This is a genomic window from Lelliottia sp. SL45 (assembly GCF_026672535.1).
GTDB classification, from domain to species: domain Bacteria; phylum Pseudomonadota; class Gammaproteobacteria; order Enterobacterales; family Enterobacteriaceae; genus Enterobacter; species Enterobacter nimipressuralis.
Map to the genome: position 1 here is coordinate 2071315 of NZ_JAPPRH010000003.1, position 19441 is coordinate 2090755.

Below are 19441 nucleotides of genomic sequence, written 5' to 3' on the forward strand. Positions count from 1 at the left end.
ACGGGGAGCACCCTTTGGTGAACTCCCCTTTAGTCGTTTATGCCGTCCGGCGAGCGAACTCTTTCACCTTAAAGCCGAGCACCGCAAGTGTAGCGAAGTAGGCAATAATCCCCACGACCACAACAGCCATCAGGCGCAGCAGACGATACGGCATGGTGCCCAGGGACCATTCCGGCATCACATACATCATCCCGACCAGTGCCGCCGCCATCACCACCACCGCAATCACCAGACGGACCAGGAAACTCATCCAGCCCGGCTGCGGCGTGAAAATCTTCTGCTTACGCAGCTGCCAGTAGAGCAGCCCGGCGTTCAGGCAGGCCCCCAGACCGATCGACAGCGACAGACCCGCGTGCTTCAGTGGCCCGATAAACGCGAGGTTCATCAGCTGGGTCATCACCAGCGTCACAATCGCAATCTTGACCGGCGTTTTGATGTCCTGACGCGAATAAAAGCCCGGCGCCAGCACTTTCACCACAATCAGCCCCATCAGGCCGACGGAATACGCCACCAGTGCGCGCTGGGTCATTAATGCATCGAACGCGTTGAATTTGCCGTACTGGAACAATGAAACCGTTAAGGGTTTCGCCAGAATCCCCAGCGCCACGGCGCTTGGCAGCGCCAGCAGGAAGCACAGGCGTAAACCCCAGTCCATCAGGCGACAGTATTCATCATGATTGCCGCTGGCAAAGCTTCGCGACAACGACGGCAGCAGAATCGTCCCCAGCGCCACGCCCAGCACCCCGGACGGGAACTCCATCAAGCGGTCGGCGTAGTACATCCACGACACGGAACCTGACACCAGGAAGGAGGCGAAAATGGTGTTGATAATCAGGGAAATCTGGCTCACGGACACGCCGAGGATCGCCGGGCCCATCTGCTTGATCACGCGCATCGCACCCGCATCGCGGAAGTTGATGCGTGGAAGCACCAGCATGCCGATCTTTTTCAGATGCGGAAGCTGATAAGCCAGCTGCAACACACCGCCGACGGTGACTGCCCACGCCAGGGCCAGCACCGGCGGATGGAAGTGCGGTGCCGCAAACAGGGCAAAACCGATCATGCTGACGTTTAAAAACGTCGGTGCAAACGCCGGGACGGAGAAGCGGTTCCAGGTGTTGAGGATCGCCCCGACTAGCGACGCCAGCGAAATCAGCAGAATATAAGGAAAGGTAATGCGCAGAAGCTGCGTCGTCAGGGCGAATTTATCCGCCGTGTCGGCAAAGCCCGGCGCGGTCACCATAATCACCCACGGCGCGGCCAGCATCCCGACCACCGTGACAATCGCCAGAGCCAGTGTCAGCAGGCCCGAGACATAGGAGACAAACACGCGGGTCGCGTCTTCGCCCTGCTTGCTTTTGTATTCCGCCAGAATCGGCACGAACGCCTGGGAGAACGCCCCTTCGGCGAAAATTCGGCGCAGTAAGTTCGGCAGCTTGAACGCCACAAAGAAGGCGTCAGTCGCCATCCCCGCGCCAAACACTCTCGCCACAATCGCATCGCGCGCGAAACCCAGCACGCGAGAAAACATGGTCATCGAGCTGACTGCTGCCAGCGATTTTAATAAGTTCATTAACGTGAATTTCCACAACCACACGGCAAAACGCCTGCATAGCAGGCGTGAAAAGTGCGCTTAGTCTACCCGTATTTAAGCGAATTACTATCCGCAGATGTTACAGGGGTTAAACAGTTTCTACTCGCTCATCGCCTCGCGCCAGAGCTTTTCAATGACGCGTTGCGCCAGAATCGCCTGTTCGCCCGAAGTTTCAGGAACCGTCTGATTTTGCACGCACTCGATGAAGTGACGCGCACAACCGGCGAACCCGCGCTGCTCCAGCGTACTTTGCCAGCCAGGGATTGGCCGCGTCACCACCCCGCTCCCTTTTTCTTCACGCCATTCGCGCATATCGGTTACATCAATGAGTGCGCCGTCGGTGATCGCCTGCACGGATTCGCGCTGACTTCCCGCACGACGATGCATGCTGGTGGTCACCTGAATGGTGTCCACCGCGAAATGGTGTTCGGCATACACCATCTCCCCGTGATCGTTGGTTTGCAGGGTGCCGCTTTTCAGCTGTGCATTACCGTTGGTCAGCCACAGGGCCGTATCGACCACATGCAGATAATCATCCAGCAGCGTAAAGCGCAGATCGTTCGGGCCAATGCTGTCGGTGCGATGCTTATCCATACGCAGCGATGCCGCCGCGCCAAGCCGGGATTTGAGATCCTGATACAGCGGCGAGAACCGGCGATTGAACCCGACCATCAGCGTCAGATTTTTGCGCGCCGCCAGCTCAATCAGACGCTCGGCGTCATGCACATTCTCGGCCAGCGGTTTATCGACGCAAACGTGAACACCGGCATTGAGCAATTCGCTCACCACCTGATAGTGCGTCGCGGTCGAGGTATGAACGAATACCGCGTCACAGTCGCGCGCCAGATCCGCCATGGAGGCAGCATAAGGAATTCGCCAGGTGTCGCAGATTCGCTGCGCTTTTTCCCGCGTCGGGGACCATGCGGTTTGCAGCGTCCAGTCGGTCGCCGTGCCCAGAACCGGCAGCCAGGCTTTCTGCGCGATCCCGCCGAGGCCGACCACGCCAATGCGTAATGTTGTCACCGTTAGTCTCCTAAATGCGCCAGCAGGGAGTCGAGGCGCAGCTTGAGTTCCGCCACTTCGTTTTCCAGCGCGTCGACCCGCGCGGCAAGACTCTCGTCCTCGGCGGGCGAAACCGCTTCAACCACATTGATGAGGGTTTCAACGTCGCCACTGAAAAGATGCATGTAGCGGCTTTCGCGTTTGCCCGGCTCACGCGCCAGGCGTAGCACAAACGGGCCATCTTCGCGGGAAGCGAGATTTTCCAGCGTCTGCTCCACTTCCTGCATATCACTGAATTCATGCATTCGTGCGGCGCGGGAACGTAATTCACCCGGCGTTTGCGCCCCGCGCAGCAGCAAGGTGGTGATCACCGCCACTTCGGCGCTGTTCAGTTTCAGATCGCCAAATTCGGAATTGCAAAAACGTTGTTCATATTTAGTGACGCGATTGCCAAACCCACTGACGGTGCGCAGATAGTGGCGTTTAACCAGCGCATCCAGCTGCTCTTGTACCTCGTGCTCGCTCAGGTTGAGCACCGGCTCACGGTTGGTTTTCTGGTTACAGGCCAGCGTCACCGCATTGACCGACAGGGGATATTGCTCTGGCGTCGTGACCTGTTTTTCCAGCAGGCAGCCAATCACCCGCGCTTCTGTGGCAGTTAACTGATATTTCATGGGTGCTCCTTAGCGACCTGCGGTCCATTCTTTAGTGGTTAACGCCGTCAGCACGTGGTCGCGCCACTCGCCGTCGATCAACAGATAATCTTTTGCGTAGCCTTCTTTTTCAAACCCAAGCCGCGCCAGCAGATCGCCGCTACGCTGATTGTGCGGCATATAGTTGGCCATAATGCGGTGGATGTGCTGAGAGCGCTGCATATAGCGGATCGCGCTGGTCAGGGCTTCAAACATCAGCCCTTGTCCCTGCCATTTCTGGCCGATGGAGTAGCCGAGGTAACAGGCGTGAAACGATCCGCGTACCACGTTCGAGAAATTGGCGATCCCGATGATCTCTTTCTCTTCCGGGTCGAGCAACGCGAAATAATAGGCACTGCCCTGCTTGTGGAATTCGGCAATCATACTCAGGCGAGCCTGCCAGCCGGAGGGATAGCAGTGGCTTTCATCCCGAACGGGTTCCCAGGGCTTTAAAAACTGGCGATTCTCGGCGTAATAATCCGCCAGACGCCAGGCATCACGCTCATGCACCAGACGAACGACCAGTCTGTCTGTTGTCAGGCGCACTTTTGGCACGTTACTGCGATAGCCAAACATCGTTACCACTCCTTCCCGTTACTTCTGCTCTACCTGTTAGCTTTACTATACCTGCGCCGGTGCTTTCTGTGAAAACAGTGACATACCCTTTTTCACAGATTTCACAAAATTCGATTAAAAAGCTGAATCAAACCACCCTTTTGATAAAAAAATATTGTCGCTGGCGGTGTGGGAAAACGCCTCACAACCACGCAGAATATTAGCGTGCTCATCTTTCTCTACACTTAAGCCTTCAGACTGCCTTTTCGGGGCCGTCAGCAGGATGACGTGATTTTTCCCTGGAGGGAAAATGTCTCGCGTATCGCAAGCCCGGAGCCTGGGCAAATATTTTCTGCTCGTCGATAACATGCTGGTCGTGCTCGGCTTTTTTGTCGTCTTCCCCCTGATCTCCATTCGCTTTGTCGATCAAATGGGCTGGGCGGCATTAATGGTCGGTATCGCTTTGGGCTTGCGTCAGTTTGTCCAGCAGGGACTTGGCGTGTTTGGCGGCGCGATTGCCGACCGCTTCGGCGCAAAACCGATGATTGTCACCGGCATGCTGCTGCGGGCCGCCGGATTTGCCACCATGGGTATTGCGCACGATCCCTGGTTGCTGTGGTTCTCCTGTTTCCTCTCCGGGATTGGCGGCACGCTGTTTGATCCGCCGCGTACTGCGCTGGTCGTGAAACTGATTCGCCCACAGCATCGCGGGCGTTTTTTCTCACTGCTGATGATGCAGGACAGCGCCGGTGCGGTGGTTGGCGCCCTGCTCGGCAGCTGGCTGTTGCAGTATGATTTCCGTCTGGTGTGCGCAACCGGCGCGGTGCTGTTTATCCTCTGCGCGGCATTTAACGCCTGGCTGCTGCCCGCCTGGAAACTCTCGACGGTGAAAGCGCCCGTGCGTGAAGGGCTGGGCCGTGTGCTGGCCGATAAACGTTTCGTCACCTACGTACTGACGCTGACGGGCTATTACATGCTGGCGGTGCAGGTAATGCTGATGCTGCCCATTATGGTCAACGATATTGCCGGTTCGCCTGCGGCCGTCAAATGGATGTACGCCATCGAAGCCTGCCTGTCGCTGACCCTGCTCTACCCTATCGCGCGCTGGAGCGAAAAACGTTTTCGTCTTGAGCATCGCCTGATGGCGGGCCTGCTGCTGATGACGTTAAGCATGATGCCGATTGGTCTGGTCGGCACCTTGCAACAGCTCTTTATTCTGATCTGCACCTTCTACATTGGGTCGATCATTGCCGAACCGGCGCGTGAAACCCTCAGCGCCGGGCTTGCCGATCCGCGTGCGCGCGGCAGCTACATGGGCTTTAGCCGACTGGGGCTGGCCTTTGGCGGTGCGCTCGGATACGCCGGTGGCGGCTGGTTGTTCGATGCAGGGAAAGCGCTGAATCAACCGGAATTGCCGTGGGTAATGCTGGGCGTTGTAGGCTTTATCACCCTCATCGCCCTGTGGTGGCAGTTCAGCCCGAAACGCAGCGCGAATGGGATGCTCGAACCTGGGGCCTGATGGTCTGAGCACGTATTCCGACGGGCGGAAGGTCCACTTTCGCCCCCGAATATCAGGTTTTTCTGCTGGTAACTGGTATACCCCCCTGACATACTGAGGCGTCAGGACAAGAGCGCCGACATCATGTTGAGGAACCCCATGAAAAAGATTGTCATTGCTGCTGCGTTAGTTATCAGCGGCCTGCTGGTCGGTTGTAACCAGCTTACGCAATACAGCGTTAGTGAGCAGGAAATTAATCAGGCGCTGGAAAAACACAATAACTTCTCCAAAGATATCGGTGTGCCCGGCGTTGCCGATGCCCATATCGTACTCAATCAACTCGTCAGCCAGATTGGCCGCGAAGAGCCGAATAAAGTCACGCTCTCCGGCGACGCCAAACTGGATATGAACTCCCTGTTTGGCAGCCAGAAAGCGAACATTAAGCTGAAACTGAAAGCGCTGCCGGTCTTTAACAAAGAGAAAGGGGCCATCTATCTTCAGGAAATGGAGATCGTGGATGCCGAAGTGACGCCGGAGAAAATGAAACCGGTGCTGCAAACCCTGATGCCGTATCTGAACCAGTCGCTGCGGAACTATTTCAATCAGCAGCCTGCCTATGTGCTGAGCGAGGACAGAAGCAAAGGTGAAGCGCTGGCGAAGAAATACGCCAAGGGGATTGAAGTGAAACCGGGTGAAATTATCATCCCGTTTACGAATTAACCGAGAGGGCGCCGTGTGCGCCCTTTTTTTACACTGCTATTTAACGGAAATGTGTGCAAACGAAAACGTTTCCCCTTATGATTTGTGTCCGGCAAAAACAGCCATCCTTATGACTGATTCCTGATAAGCCGGAGCATATCAATGACTGCACATCCCCAGGTTCTGAAAATCCGCCGCCCTGACGACTGGCATATCCATCTGCGCGATGGCGACATGCTGAAAACCGTTGTCCCTTACACCAGCGAAATCTATGGCCGCGCGATTGTCATGCCTAACCTGGTTCCACCAGTCACCACCGTTGATGCCGCAATTGCCTACCGTCAGCGCATTCTCGATGCCGTTCCGGCAGGCCATGATTTTACCCCGCTGATGACCTGCTACCTCACCGATTCGCTCGACCCGAACGAAGTCGAACGCGGCTTTAATGAAGGCGTGTTTACTGCCGCCAAACTCTACCCGGCCAATGCCACCACCAACTCCAGCCACGGTGTGACCAGCACGGATGCCATTATGCCGGTCCTGGAACGCATGGAAAAACTGGGCATGCCGCTGCTTATCCACGGCGAAGTGACGCACCCCGATATCGATATTTTTGACCGCGAAGCGCGCTTTATCGAGACCGTGATGGAACCGCTGCGCCAGCGTCTGCAGGGGCTGAAAGTGGTCTTTGAGCACATCACCACCAAAGATGCTGCCGAGTATGTGCGCGACGGCAACGATCTGCTCGCCGCGACAATCACCCCTCAGCACCTGATGTTCAACCGTAACCACATGCTGGTCGGCGGTGTGCGCCCTCACCTGTACTGCCTGCCGATCCTCAAACGCAATATCCACCAGCAGGCGCTGCGTGAACTGGTCGCCAGCGGATTTACCCGCGCCTTCCTCGGAACGGACTCCGCCCCGCACGCGCGTCACCGTAAAGAGGCCAGCTGCGGCTGTGCGGGCTGTTTCAACGCCCCAACGGCGCTGGCCAGCTACGCCACGGTATTTGAAGAGATGGGCGCGCTGGAGCACTTCGAAGCCTTCTGTTCCCTGAACGGTCCGCGCTTCTACGGCCTACCGGTGAATGAAACCTTTATCGAGCTGGAACGCAAACAGAGCCAGGTCGTCGATACTATCGCCCTGACAGACGACACGCTGATCCCGTTCCTGGCCGGTGAAACCGTTAACTGGACGGTTAAACAGTAATTTTTTATCGCCCCCTGTTGTAAGTTCAATATAATGCCTGTATAAATACACAGTATATTACACAGGGGGCAATTATGCGTATCGAAGTGACTATCGCCAAAACAACCACTTTGCCTGCTGGCGCGCTGGATGCGCTGGCCGGAGAACTCTCCCGTCGCATCAACAGCACGTTCCCCGATCAGGAAGGGACTGTCACCGTCCGTTACGCCTCCGCGAACAATCTTTCCGTCCTCGGTGGGGCAAAAGAGGATAAAGATCGCATTAGCGAAATCCTGCAAGAAACCTGGGAAAGCGCCGACGACTGGTTCATCACCGATTAATTCAAACTCCCTCATTGTCATTTTTTGCCGGGTCGCCCCGGCTTTTTTTATGCCGGTTAAATAAGTTCAAATTAATTGCGTATCTTCTTAAAAAAACGTGAATAAGATGGCGTTTTATTGTTCAAACAATCCTAAAAAGCAGAAATTTAGGTTGCAGCCTGTTTATTTTTCCCTTCATATCCCTTATTTATTGATATACTGAAGTTGCTTCAGAAAAACACGCATTGAACCTCACAGTCGTTGTCTTCTCACACGTATTACGGGGGTTATGATGGAAAAGAATAATGAAGTCATCCAGACTCATCCACTTGTCGGATGGGACATCAGTACCGTAGACAGCTACGATGCGCTGATGCTGCGTTTGCACTACCAGACCCCGAATCAGCCTAGCCGTGAAGAAGCGGAAGTTGGACAGACACTGTGGCTGACCACAGATGTCGCCCGTCAGTTTATTTCTATTTTAGAGGCAGGCATTGCCAAAATAGAGTCTGGCGACTACCAGGAAAATGAGTATCGTCGGCATTAATTTTATGCCCTACATTCACTCAACAGGCACCTAAGGGGTGCCTCATTTATTTCTCCCTTGAATAAGCCTTTCATCTTATTTACTCTGCAAACTTAAGTCCTGGTTTAAGAGATTCTCATGAAATACGACTTGATTATTTTAGGCAGCGGCTCCGTCGGCTCTGCTGCGGGTTATTACGCAACCCTTGCTGGCCTGAACGTCCTGATGATTGATTCCCACATTCCTCCGCATGCTGAGGGGAGCCATCATGGCGACACCCGCCTAATCCGCCATGCCTATGGCGAAGGCGAGCGCTACGTTCCGCTGGTACTGCGGGCGCAACAACTCTGGGATGAATTATCAGCCCTGACCGAAGATAAAATTTTCGAGCGCACAGGCGTGGTGAATCTCGGTCCTGCGCACTCGGAATTCCTGGCGAACGTGGAGCACAGTGCCCGCGAATTCAATCTCGACGTGGAACGCCTCGACGCCGCAGCCGTCATGAAACGCTGGCCAGAGATCACCGTTCCCGAGGATTACATCGGACTCTTTGAAGCCAACTCCGGCGTACTGCATTGCGAAACCGCCATCAAAACCTGGGTCTCCCTCGCGGAAAAAGCAGGTTGCGCCCAGCTCTTTAACTGCCCGGTCACGGCAATCCAGCACAATGACGACGGTGTTACCGTTGAGACGCCGGAAGGGCCTTATACCGCCTCCCGCCTGCTGGTCAGTGCCGGGACATGGGTCACGAAACTGATGCCTGAGCTGCCGGTTCAGCCGGTGCGTAAAGTCTTCTCCTGGTTCCAGGCCGACGGGCGTTTCAGCACCCAGAATAAATTCCCGGCCTTTACCGGCGAGCTGCCGAATGGCGATCAGTTTTACGGCTTCCCGTCTGAAAAAGACGCGCTCAAGATTGGTAAGCATAACGGCGGGCAGATCATCTCCTCCCCGGAGGAGCGTGAAGCGTTCGGTGCTGTGCCGGGCGATGGTTCCGAGGCGTTCAACTTCCTGCGCAATGTGCTGCCAGGCGTCGGCGGGCTGCTGTACGGTGCCGCCTGTACGTACGACAACACTCCGGATGAAGATTTCATTATCGATACGCTTCCGGGCCACGACAATACGCTGCTGATCACCGGGCTAAGCGGACACGGGTTTAAATTCGCCTCTGTGCTGGGTGAAATCGCCGCGCAGTTTGCGCAGGGCATCACTCCGCAGTTTGATCTGGCCCCCTTCTCTCTCGCGCGTTTTGGCGGATAATCCTCTTTTCAGGCTCCGACCCGTCGGGGCCTTTCTCTTTATATCGTCGGACAGAGATAATGCGTAGGATCTTTGATTATCTGGTAAACAATATTCGCGAGCATTTGATGCTCTATATTTTTCTATGGTCAATGCTTGCCATCATCGATGTTATTTATATTGTATTTTTCTGAAAAGACACGCTGACGATAATTGACAATACTTTATATTACCTTAATTTGGCCGCAAATATTTTGATTGCCACACAACCCCAGAAAACCCTTTCCCACCTAAGAACAGCCACTTAAACACGAATGAATTGAATCAGAATCGCGTAACATAATCAAAAATATTGAAATAGAAAAATGAATATTCCTAATGCTTAAATATCAGTTGCAATAAACCTTTTCACAGGCCATTTTTACCCTTCAAATTAATTAGGGATGGTCATCATTATGCAACTGCGTAATTCTTCTGCACGCTATGGAATAATATCCATATGCTTGCACTGGTTAATTGCTCTCGCGGTTTATGGCATGTTCGGCTTAGGGTTGTGGATGGTGACGCTAAGCTATTACGACGGCTGGTATCACCAGGCGCCTGAACTGCACAAAAGCATTGGTATCCTGTTGATGATGAGCCTGGTGGTCCGTATCGTCTGGCGTCACATTTCCCCTCCTCCACCGGCGCTAAAAAGCTACAGCAAACTGACGCGACTGAGCGCCATCGCCGCTCACATCGCCCTGTATGGCCTGCTGTTTGCCATTTTAATTAGCGGGTATCTGATTTCGACCGCCGACGGTAAACCGATCAGCGTCTTTGGTCTCTTTGAGGTTCCGGCCACGCTGGCGGATGCCGGTTCCCAGGCCGATCTGGCGGGCCAGGTGCATCTCTGGCTTGCCTGGGGCGTCGTGATTTTATCTGTCCTGCACGGCCTTGCGGCCCTTAAACATCATTTCATCGATAAAGACGCCACGCTCAAGCGCATGCTGGGCCGATCGTCTGTAGACTCTGGAGCATAAAATGAAAAAACACCTGCTGGGTATCGCGTTAGGTTCTTTGGTATTTGTCACCGGCTCCGCCGTGGCCGCTGATTACAAAATTGATAAAGAGGGCCAGCACGCCTTCGTGAATTTCCGTATTCAGCATCTGGGCTACAGCTGGCTGTACGGCACCTTTAAAGATTTCGACGGCACTTTTACCTTTGACGAGAAAAATCCCGCCGCAGATAAAGTGAATGTGACCATCAATACCAACAGCCTGGACACCAACCACGCAGAGCGTGATAAACATCTGCGCAGCGCGGATTTCCTCAACGTGGCGAAATTCCCGCAGGCGACATTTACCTCAACGGAAGTGAAAAAGGACGGCGATGATCTGGATATCACCGGCAATCTGACCCTGAACGGCGTGACGAAACCTGTCACCCTCGATGCGAAACTCATTGGTCAGGGGGATGATCCGTGGGGCGGCAAACGCGCTGGCTTTGAGGCTGAGGGTAAAATCCGTCTGAAAGATTTCAACATCACCACCGATTTAGGCCCGGCATCGCAGGAAGTGGATCTGATTATTTCTGTGGAAGGCGTGCAGCAGAAGTCCTGATAAAAAAATCCCGGCCGCATTTTGCGCCGGGATTTCTCATTTATTCCGGGTCAGGGATGCCCAGTTTGGTATTCAGACGACCACGCGATTTATTGAAAATCTTGTTGCCGTTTTCTCTCCCTGCGCGACGACGACGTTGCTCTTCTTCAGGCAGTACGCTCTCTTCGCTACACAGCTCGCTACAGCAGCCTCTGAACTTCTCGGCACAGCTCGGACACTGAATAAACAGCAGATGGCAGCCGTCATTTTTGCAGTTGGTGTGGGTGTCACACGGCGTACCGCACTGATGACAGTGCGCGATCACATCTTCGGAGATGCGCTCGCCCATACGCTCGTCAAAGACGAAGTTCTTACCGATAAAACGCACCGGCAGGCCCTGCTCACGCGCGCGGCGGGCGTACTCAATAATCCCGCCTTCGATATGCCAGACTTTATTGAAACCGCTGTGTTTCATAAAGGCGCTGGCTTTTTCACAGCGAATTCCGCCGGTGCAGTACATCACAATTTTTTTATCTTTGTGTTCCTGCATCATCTCCACGGCTTTCGGCAGCTGCTCGCGGAATGTGTCTGCCGGGATTTCCAGCGCGTTTTCGAAATGGCCTACTTCATATTCGTAGTGGTTGCGCATATCGATAAACACGGCATCAGGATCGTCCAGCATGGCGTTCACTTCTGCCGCTTTCAGATATTCGCCGACATCAGCGGCGTTGAATGTCGGATCGTCGATGCCGTCGGCCACGATGCGCTCACGCACTTTCATGCGCAGCACCCAGAAGGATTTCCCGTCATCATCGAGGGCAACGTTCAGGCGCACGTTGTTGAGAGCGGGATCAAAACCATAAAGAAAATCGCGGAAGGCGTTTACTTTACTTTCTGGCACGCTGATCTGCGCGTTGATCCCTTCATGGGCCAGATAAACGCGGCCAAACACCTTTAGCGCTTCGAAGGCTTTATAGAGTGCGTCGCGGGTGACCTGCGGCTCTTCAATGGTAAAATATTTGTAGAATGAGATGGTTACACGCGCTTCGGTTTCCGCCAGCATGCGTGCTTTCAAGGTCTCATTCGAAATGCGGTTGTGTAACACTGGCATGGTGTACGGTTCCTGCAATCGTTAAGAGAAAGAAAATCGGCGGCATCATATAGCATACAATGAGAATTTACATCCCCACATTTTGCGCTACATTTCCCTCATCCAGAAAATAAAGTAGCAACAATTGCTGCAAAAGCGTTCATTTGGCGCCCTTTCGTTTTGGTTATGTATTTAAAAAATGCGAGAATGCTGGCATAAGGACGAAAAAGACAGGAAAGACATGACCCGATTACCTCAGTTTTCAACGGCGTTGCTTCATCCACGTTACTGGCCAACCTGGGCCGGCATCGGCCTTTTATGGTTGCTGGTGCAACTTCCCTATCCGGTGATCTATCGCATCGGTTGCGGTCTTGGTCATCTCGCTCAGCGCTTTATGAAACGACGCGTCAAGATTGCGAACCGCAATCTGGAACTTTGTTTTCCAGACATGGGCGAACAGGAGCGCGAGCGGATGCTGCGCAAGAATTTCGAATCTGTCGGCATGGGTCTGATGGAAACCGGAATGGCCTGGTTCTGGCCCGACAAACGCATGGCGCGCTGGTTTGACGTGACCGGAACGGGCATGGAGCCAGTGCATACCCTGCAGGCGGAAAAAACCGGCGTGCTGCTGATTGGCATTCACTTCCTGACGCTCGAAATAGGCGCAAGGATGTTTGGCATGCAGGCTCCCGGCATCGGCGTCTATCGCCCGAACGATAATCCGGTGATCGATCTTCTGCAAACCTGGGGCCGTATGCGCTCCAATAAGAGCATGATCGACCGTAAAGACCTCAAAGGGATGATCCGCGCGCTGAAAAACGGCGAAGTGATCTGGTATGCCCCTGACCACGATTACGGTAAGCAATCCAGCGTGTTCGTCCCTTTCTTTGCCGTTCAGGAAACGGCGACCACCACTGGTACCTGGATGCTGGCCCGTATGTCTAAAGCCGCCGTTGTGCCTTTTGTTCCGCGTCGTAAACCAGACGGAAAAGGCTACGAGCTGATGATGCTTGAGCCAGAGCGCACACCGCCGCTGGATGATGCAGAAACCACGGCCCGCTGGATGAACGGCATCATTGAGCAATGCATCATGCACGCGCCGGAGCAGTATATGTGGCTGCATCGCCGCTTCAAGACGCGCCCACAAGGCATGCCTTCCCGCTACTAACTAACCTCCATGCGGTCGTTCAGGCCGCATCACTTTTAGCTTTAAAAGCCCTTCGCATTGCAGCAATCATCCCCCAGGCGCATAATTAGCAAGCTTACTATCGTCTTTTATCGCAATGCGGAATGCTATGTCGCCCTCAGATGCCCCCATAAACTGGAAACGTAACCTCGTCGTGGCCTGGCTAGGCTGTTTTTTAACCGGAGCCGGATTTAGCCTGGTGATGCCTTTCCTGCCGCTGTATGTCGAGCAACTCGGCGTGACGGGCCATAGCGCACTGAATATGTGGTCCGGTCTGGTTTTCAGTATCACTTTCCTGTTCTCAGCCATTGCCTCCCCTTTCTGGGGCGGGCTTGCCGACCGCAAGGGGCGCAAGATCATGCTGCTGCGTTCTGCACTCGGTATGGCGATTATCATGGTGCTGATGGGGATGGCGCAGAATATCTGGCAGTTCCTGATCTTGCGAGCGCTGCTGGGCCTGTTAGGTGGATTTGTCCCTAACGCTAACGCCCTTATCGCCACACAAATTCCTCGCCATAAAAGCGGTTGGGCGCTCGGCACCTTATCGACCGGCGGCGTCAGCGGCGCACTGTTAGGCCCGCTCGCCGGGGGGCTGATGGCCGATACCTACGGATTGCGTCCCGTGTTTTTCATCACCGCCAGCGTGCTCTTTGCCTGCTTCCTGCTGACGGCGTTCTTTATTCGCGAAAACTTCACGCCGGTGTCGAAAAAAGAGATGCTGCATGCGCGCGATGTCATCGGCTCGCTGAAAAACCCGAAGCTGGTGTTGAGCCTGTTCGTGACGACGATGATTATCCAGGTGGCGACCGGATCGATCGCCCCGATTTTGACGCTGTACGTGCGCGAACTGGCCGGGAATGTCAGCAATATCGCGTTTATCAGCGGCATGATTGCCTCTGTGCCGGGCGTTGCGGCGCTGCTGAGCGCACCGCGTCTCGGGAAGCTCGGCGATCGTATCGGCCCGGAGAAGATCCTGATTGCCGCGCTGGTGATCTCGGTTCTGCTGCTGATCCCGATGTCCTTCGTCCAAACGCCGTGGCAACTCGGCGTACTGCGCTTTTTACTGGGTGCTGCTGACGGCGCACTGCTTCCGGCAGTGCAAACCCTGCTGGTCTACAATTCGACAAACCAAATTGCCGGGGCGAATCTTTAGCTATAACCAGTCGTTTCGCGATATTGGTAACGTCACCGGCCCACTGGTCGGCGCCGGGATCTCCGCCAGCTTTGGCTTCCGCGCGGTCTTTATTGTGACGGCAAGCGTCGTACTGTTTAACGCCATATACTCCTGGTGGAGCCTGGCCCGCGCCTCGCGGCCTGCCCTTAATGCATCCTCCTGACAACTTATTGCCCCATTCATACTTGCAAAATCAGAGAATCAGCTATTCTTTCCCTGAACACCACTGCGAATCACAGGGAGAAACCGATGACCATGTATGCCACGCTGGAAGAAGCGATTGATGCCGCCCGTGAAGAATTCCTCGCCGACAACACCAACGTCGAGGAAGAGGATGCGGACATTCAACAACTCAATTTCCAAAAATATGTCCTGCAGGATGGCGATATCATGTGGCAGGCCGAATTCTTTGCAGACGAGGGGGAAGACGGAGAATGCCTGCCCGTGCTGAGTGGTCAAGCAGCTCAGGCGGTGTTCGACGGTGATTATGAAGAGATCGAGCTGCGTCAGGAGTGGCAGGAAGAAAACACCCTCCATGAATGGGATGAGGGTGAGTTTCAGCTTGAGCCGCCGCTGGATACCGAAGAGGGGCAAACCGCAGCGGATGAGTGGGACGAGCGTTAATCAGCCCTATTCGTAAGGGCCGTGCTGGGCGTCGATGGGCAGTAACAGCGTGTCGAAGACCAGCGAGAACGGCAGATCGATAATCGTGACATAACGCCATGCGGAGTCACGAACGTCCCATTGCACACCGGGATAATACTGGTTGCCATGGCCCTGACCGGGAATGGTACGGCTGATAATGCTGCCGCAGCCGCTGAGCAGCAGCGCCATCATCACCACGATGAGTATTCGCATTCAAACCTCATATAAAAAAATACCGGCCTTGGCCGGTATTTTTATTTTCGTTCGGCTTACTTCGCCTTCAGGGCCAGCGGGTTCAGCTTTATCGTCGAGTAGTAGTTCACCCACGAAGAGTATCTCTCCGGAGAGGACCATACGCGGTAGTGCAAACGCGCCATTGTCACGGGATCGCTTAACAGCACCAGACGGCGGTCGCGGTTCAGTTTTTCCGGCGTTTCGTTGAGCGCCTGCTCGATGTGGCGATCGCGGGCGATCTCCAGCACCTGGCTTGCACGGTGACGCGCCGTTGCCATTGCGGTGGCCAGGGCGTTAAACGACGGGTTAAACACCGCGTGAATAAAGCCATCATCCAGCGAGCGGCTGCGGTTCATTGCCAGATACTTGTCGGTATCCACCAGCACCTGCGGCGGGGAGTACTCTTCCGGGATCAGGAACAGTTTCCAGCGTTTGGTACGTAACCCCACCGTAGAACGGCTGGAAATCACGGAGACAAACGGCGACAGGATCAGCGAGAAAACAATCGGCGCCAGCCAGAACAGGAAGCGTAAATCCAGCCACGCCATTCCGGCAGCCCACACCAGACCCAGCAGCATCTGCGAGCCATGACGCATAAAGGCTTCGCTCCACGGCGTGGAGTCATCATCACGCTGCGGCGAGTTCCAGACCACTTCCCAACCGAGGAACGCGCTGACCACAAACACCGTGTGGAACAACATACGTACCGGGGCCAGCAGCACGGAGAACAGCACTTCGAGCAGCAGGGAAAGCGTCACGCGACAGAAGCCACCAAACTCTTTCGAGCCTTTGCACCAGATAAGAATGATACTCAGCAGCTTAGGCAGGAACAGTAGCACCATGGTTGATGCAAACAGCGCAATCGCCAGTTCAGGACGCCACTGCGGCCACACCGGGAACAGCTGGCGCGGTTGCAGGAAGTACTGCGGTTCGGTCAGGGCATGAACAACCTGAAGTGCGGTCGACAGGGCCAGGAACATAAACCACAGCGGCGCAGACAGATAAGACATTACCCCCGTCAGGAACACGGCGCGGTGAACCGGGTGCATCCCTTTGACCAGGAACAGACGGAAGTTCATCAGGTTGCCGTGACACCAGCGGCGGTCACGCTTTAACTCATCCAGCAGGTTCGGCGGCAGCTCTTCATAGGAGCCAGGCAGATCGTAGGCAATCCACACGCCCCAGCCTGCTCGGCGCATCAGCGCAGCTTCCACGAAGTCGTGAGACAAAATGGAACCTGCAAACGAGCCTTCGCCCGGCAGCGGTGCCAGCGCACAGTGTTCGATGAACGGTTGTACACGAATAATGGCGTTGTGGCCCCAGTAGTGGGATTCACCTAACTGCCAGAAGTGCAGACCGGCGGTAAACAGCGGGCCGTATACGCGGGTGGCAAACTGCTGACAGCGCGCATACAGCGTGTCCATACCGGAGGCTTTCGGCGATGACTGAATGATCCCGGCGTTCGGGTTCGCTTCCATCAGACGCACCAGGCCAGTCAGACACTCACCGGTCATCACGGAGTCGGCGTCCAGCACCACCATGTAGCTGTACTGATTACCCCAGCGGCGGCAGAAGTCATCGATGTTACCGCTTTTACGCTTCACACGACGACGGCGGCGACGGTAGAAAATCTGCCCTTCGCCCTGCACTTCCGCGATGAGTTCCATCCACGCTTTTTGCTCAGCCACGCAGATGTCCGGGTTGTAGCTGTCGCTCAGGATGTAGACGTCGAAATGCTCGGCGTTGCCGGTCGCCTTTACAGACTCCCAGGTCGCGCGCAGGCCCGCGAATACGCGGTCAACGTCTTCGTTACAGATAGGCATGATCAGCGCAGTGCGGTGCTCGGGATTTAAGGCTTCATCCCCGACCGTCGACGCTGAAATGCTGTATTTGTCACGCCCCATCAGCAGTTGCAGGAAGCCCATCAGCGCGGTCCAGAAACCGGCGGAGACCCAGCAGAACAACACCGCAAACAGCAGGAGGATCCCACTTTGCAGAATGTACGGCAGGAGCTGCATGAAGGAGACCCACAGATCCTGTCCAACCATGTCGGCCGGATTGATCAGCGCCCAGCCCTGATAAGGCAGGATGGTTTTCATGTACCAGGTGGCGACCACGGTTTGCGCCAGGGTCAGAACCAGCAGGGTGTAGCGACGGAGGGTGCCGACGGTACGCCACTTCTGCTCAGACGCCTGCTGTTCTTTGGTCAGGCGAGACAAATAGCGCGGTGCCACATCGCGACCGCGAAGACGATCCCAGAAGCGGCCCACCGGGTTGGTGCGCCACGGGTCCGGGAACATGGAAGAGCGCGTCGCTTTCGGCATAGCCTGCAGCTGGGTGCGCCCTTCATCGTCTTTAACCAGCTGCCCTTCTGCCAGCGAATCCGGCCAGGCCTGCTCCAGACGCGCCTTGACGGATCCCAGTGGCGTATCGTCATCACGATTAAATTCGTGATGCTCGCCATCCAGCGCGGTATGAACCGCGCGGATGTCGCTCTTAGGCAGCGCCGCTTTCTCAATATCTGTCAGCGGCATGGCATCGATATATTCAGATGTATTATTCATTGGCAGGTAGCTGATAGCTCCAGGTTTCACTCAGCGGCTGATCGGCATTGACCAGCGCAGCGCGCATTTCAGTGGTCTGTTTAGGATCTTTCACTTTTACGCGCAGGGTTAAACGCCACCCTTTGGTTACCGGGTTGTAACGCACGGTGCTCTCAACGATTTCACCATTGTCACCGATGCTGGTTTGCGCCGTGACAGGCGTATCCGGCGTCAGTTTTTTCATATCCTGACCGGCGAAGTCGACCACAAATGCCACGGTGCCATCAGGCTGGCGAATGAGATTCGACTGCTTCACATCGCCCGTTGAGCGACGCGTCTGCATCACATACGCGTTGTCCGGCGCATGCAGTTTGTCTTCATCGCGGCTGAAGGTGATGGTGTACTTGAAGTTCATCTCTTTGCCGGCTTCCGGCAGCTGATCCGGCGTCCAGTAAGCGACGATGTTGTCGTTGGTTTCATCGTTGGTTGGAATTTCAACCAGCTCGACTTTCCCTTTACCCCAATCCCCTTTCGGCGTGACCCAGGCGCTTGGACGCAGATCGTAACGATCGTCGAGATCTTCAAAGCGAGAGAACTGACGACCGCGCTGGAGCAGACCAAAGCCCTGCGGGTTTTCCATCGCAAAGCTGCTGACCGCCAGGTGTTTCGGGTTGTTCAGCGGACGCCAGATCCACTCGCCGTTGCCCGCAAGAATAGACAGGCCGTTGGAGTCGTGCAGTTCCGGGCGGAAGTTGGTCGCAGGAGAGGGCTGGTTCGGCCCGAACAGGAACATACTGGTCAGTGGCGCAACGCCCAGTTTGCCCACTTTGTCGCGCAGGTAAACTTTGGACTGCACGTCGATAACCGAGTCACGACCTGGAATGATCACAAAACGGTAGGCACCGGTTGCACGCGGGGAGTCCAGCAGTGCGTAGATAGTCAGGCGTTTGTCCGTCGGTTTTGGACGCTCGATCCAGAACTCACGAAAACGCGGGAATTCTTCACCCGACGGCAGCGCCGTGTCGATTGCCAGACCACGCGCAGAGAGACCGTAAACCTGGCCGGAACCGATCACGCGGAAATAGCTGGCCCCCAGCATGCTGACAATTTCGTCGTTTTTATCTTTGCTGTTGATGGGGTAAAGCACTTTAAAGCCTGCAAATCCCAGGTCTTTAACGGTGTCTTTATCGTGTTTCACATCGCCAAAATTAAAATAATCCGGGTTGTACTTGATCTTACGCACCGCAGTGGCCGTCACCTCATTGATGGCAACCGGGGTGTCGAAATACATACCCTGATGATAAAACTCAAGCTTGAACGGGGTTTTAATGTTGTTCCAGTACGCTTTATCGTGATTGAACTGGATCTGCTGATAGTCCGCATATTTCATGTCGCGGAAAACGGAGGGCAGGTTACTTTTTGGCGCCTCATAGCCTTTGTCGGCCAGCGATTTTGCCTGTTTTGCGACATCATCGATGGAAAAAGACCATGCAGAAGAGGTATACAGTGACAACAATACTGCTGCACCTAACCAACGCATTTTCATCATTTGTGGTTTATGTTTCATAATAAGTAAGCACTTCCCCCTTTGTGTGCTTAATTCGATCCGATCCATTTTACTGGAAATTCAGGCAATCCGACAACATTATCACTGCTTTGTTCAGCGGCTGGCTCATGG

At 54.9% G+C, this 19441-nt stretch carries 19 protein-coding genes and 1 pseudogene; 12 read left to right on the plus strand and 8 right to left on the minus strand.

What is annotated here, in order from left to right:
* Positions 1-37: 37 nt before the first annotated feature.
* The 4 genes from murJ to rimJ form a co-directional block, all read right to left on the minus strand.
* Positions 38-1573: a murein biosynthesis integral membrane protein MurJ gene (murJ, locus tag OVA10_RS16180; protein ID WP_100780607.1), complete on the minus strand. Its 1536-nt coding sequence runs from the start codon at positions 1571-1573 to the stop codon at positions 38-40.
* Positions 1574-1693: 120 nt separating this feature from the next.
* Positions 1694-2617 (minus strand): Gfo/Idh/MocA family protein, encoded by a 924-nt coding sequence (locus tag OVA10_RS16185; RefSeq protein ID WP_268196351.1) that lies wholly within the window; start codon positions 2615-2617, stop codon positions 1694-1696.
* 2 nt (positions 2618-2619) lie between these two features.
* A complete protein-coding gene (locus OVA10_RS16190; RefSeq protein WP_181827602.1) occupies positions 2620-3270 on the minus strand; it encodes a YceH family protein in 651 nt (216 codons plus the stop codon).
* A gap of 9 nt (positions 3271-3279) precedes the next feature.
* The gene (gene rimJ, locus OVA10_RS16195; RefSeq protein ID WP_100780610.1) at positions 3280-3864 is read right to left on the minus strand and encodes a ribosomal protein S5-alanine N-acetyltransferase; all 585 of its coding nucleotides are present in this window, start codon (positions 3862-3864) and stop codon (positions 3280-3282) included.
* A gap of 289 nt (positions 3865-4153) precedes the next feature.
* Here rimJ and mdtH point away from each other — a divergent pair, with 289 nt between their 5' ends.
* The 9 genes from mdtH to OVA10_RS16240 all read left to right on the plus strand — a co-directional run bounded on the left by mdtH (position 4154) and on the right by OVA10_RS16240 (position 10912).
* Positions 4154-5362 (plus strand): multidrug efflux MFS transporter MdtH, encoded by a 1209-nt coding sequence (mdtH, locus tag OVA10_RS16200; RefSeq protein ID WP_268196352.1) that lies wholly within the window; start codon positions 4154-4156, stop codon positions 5360-5362.
* 138 nt (positions 5363-5500) lie between these two features.
* Positions 5501-6061, plus strand: a complete 561-nt coding sequence (locus OVA10_RS16205) for a lipoprotein (RefSeq protein WP_100780612.1) — start codon at positions 5501-5503, stop codon at positions 6059-6061.
* Between the two features lie 141 nt (positions 6062-6202).
* On the plus strand, positions 6203-7249 hold the full coding sequence (gene pyrC, locus OVA10_RS16210; RefSeq protein ID WP_102105549.1) for a dihydroorotase: 1047 nt from the start codon (positions 6203-6205) through the stop codon (positions 7247-7249).
* Between the two features lie 74 nt (positions 7250-7323).
* On the plus strand, positions 7324-7569 hold the full coding sequence (gene dinI, locus OVA10_RS16215; RefSeq protein ID WP_268196353.1) for a DNA damage-inducible protein I: 246 nt from the start codon (positions 7324-7326) through the stop codon (positions 7567-7569).
* Positions 7570-7840: 271 nt separating this feature from the next.
* The gene (bssS, locus tag OVA10_RS16220) at positions 7841-8095 is read left to right on the plus strand and encodes a biofilm formation regulator BssS (protein ID WP_095281565.1); all 255 of its coding nucleotides are present in this window, start codon (positions 7841-7843) and stop codon (positions 8093-8095) included.
* Between the two features lie 117 nt (positions 8096-8212).
* Positions 8213-9331, plus strand: coding sequence for an N-methyl-L-tryptophan oxidase (solA, locus tag OVA10_RS16225; RefSeq protein ID WP_181827600.1), 1119 nt, complete (start codon positions 8213-8215; stop codon positions 9329-9331).
* Between the two features lie 59 nt (positions 9332-9390).
* On the plus strand, positions 9391-9504 hold the full coding sequence (locus OVA10_RS16230) for a YceO family protein (protein ID WP_100780616.1): 114 nt from the start codon (positions 9391-9393) through the stop codon (positions 9502-9504).
* 261 nt (positions 9505-9765) lie between these two features.
* Positions 9766-10332 carry a cytochrome b gene (locus OVA10_RS16235; RefSeq protein ID WP_100780902.1) on the plus strand — a complete coding sequence of 189 codons (567 nt, stop codon included), beginning with the start codon at positions 9766-9768 and terminating at the stop codon, positions 10330-10332.
* A gap of 1 nt (position 10333) precedes the next feature.
* Positions 10334-10912, plus strand: a complete 579-nt coding sequence (locus tag OVA10_RS16240; protein ID WP_102105551.1) for a YceI family protein — start codon at positions 10334-10336, stop codon at positions 10910-10912.
* Positions 10913-10952: 40 nt separating this feature from the next.
* Here OVA10_RS16240 and trhO read toward each other — a convergent pair whose 3' ends face one another.
* Positions 10953-12002 (minus strand): oxygen-dependent tRNA uridine(34) hydroxylase TrhO, encoded by a 1050-nt coding sequence (trhO, locus tag OVA10_RS16245; protein ID WP_100780618.1) that lies wholly within the window; start codon positions 12000-12002, stop codon positions 10953-10955.
* A gap of 220 nt (positions 12003-12222) precedes the next feature.
* Between trhO and OVA10_RS16250 the strand changes: the two genes are divergently transcribed.
* From OVA10_RS16250 to OVA10_RS16260, 3 genes and pseudogenes are all read left to right on the plus strand, one after another.
* Entirely contained in the window at positions 12223-13149 is a 927-nt protein-coding gene (locus tag OVA10_RS16250; protein ID WP_102105553.1) for a Kdo(2)-lipid IV(A) acyltransferase, read from the plus strand.
* A gap of 127 nt (positions 13150-13276) precedes the next feature.
* Positions 13277-14504, plus strand: a pseudogene (gene mdtG / locus OVA10_RS16255) (multidrug efflux MFS transporter MdtG).
* Positions 14505-14590: 86 nt separating this feature from the next.
* A complete protein-coding gene (locus tag OVA10_RS16260; protein ID WP_268196354.1) occupies positions 14591-14965 on the plus strand; it encodes a MysB family protein in 375 nt (124 codons plus the stop codon).
* Between the two features lie 6 nt (positions 14966-14971).
* Here OVA10_RS16260 and OVA10_RS16265 read toward each other — a convergent pair whose 3' ends face one another.
* The 3 genes from OVA10_RS16265 to mdoG are packed head-to-tail and all read right to left on the minus strand — an operon-like array spanning position 14972 to position 19312.
* Complete coding sequence (locus OVA10_RS16265; RefSeq protein WP_100780622.1) at positions 14972-15199, minus strand: YceK/YidQ family lipoprotein; 228 nt, start codon at positions 15197-15199, stop codon at positions 14972-14974.
* 56 nt (positions 15200-15255) lie between these two features.
* The gene (gene mdoH / locus OVA10_RS16270) at positions 15256-17784 is read right to left on the minus strand and encodes a glucans biosynthesis glucosyltransferase MdoH (RefSeq protein ID WP_123429114.1); all 2529 of its coding nucleotides are present in this window, start codon (positions 17782-17784) and stop codon (positions 15256-15258) included.
* Positions 17777-19312, minus strand: coding sequence for a glucans biosynthesis protein MdoG (gene mdoG / locus OVA10_RS16275; RefSeq protein WP_100780903.1), 1536 nt, complete (start codon positions 19310-19312; stop codon positions 17777-17779). Before mdoG ends, mdoH begins: the two co-directional genes overlap by 8 nt.
* Between the last annotated feature and the right edge of the window lie 129 nt (positions 19313-19441).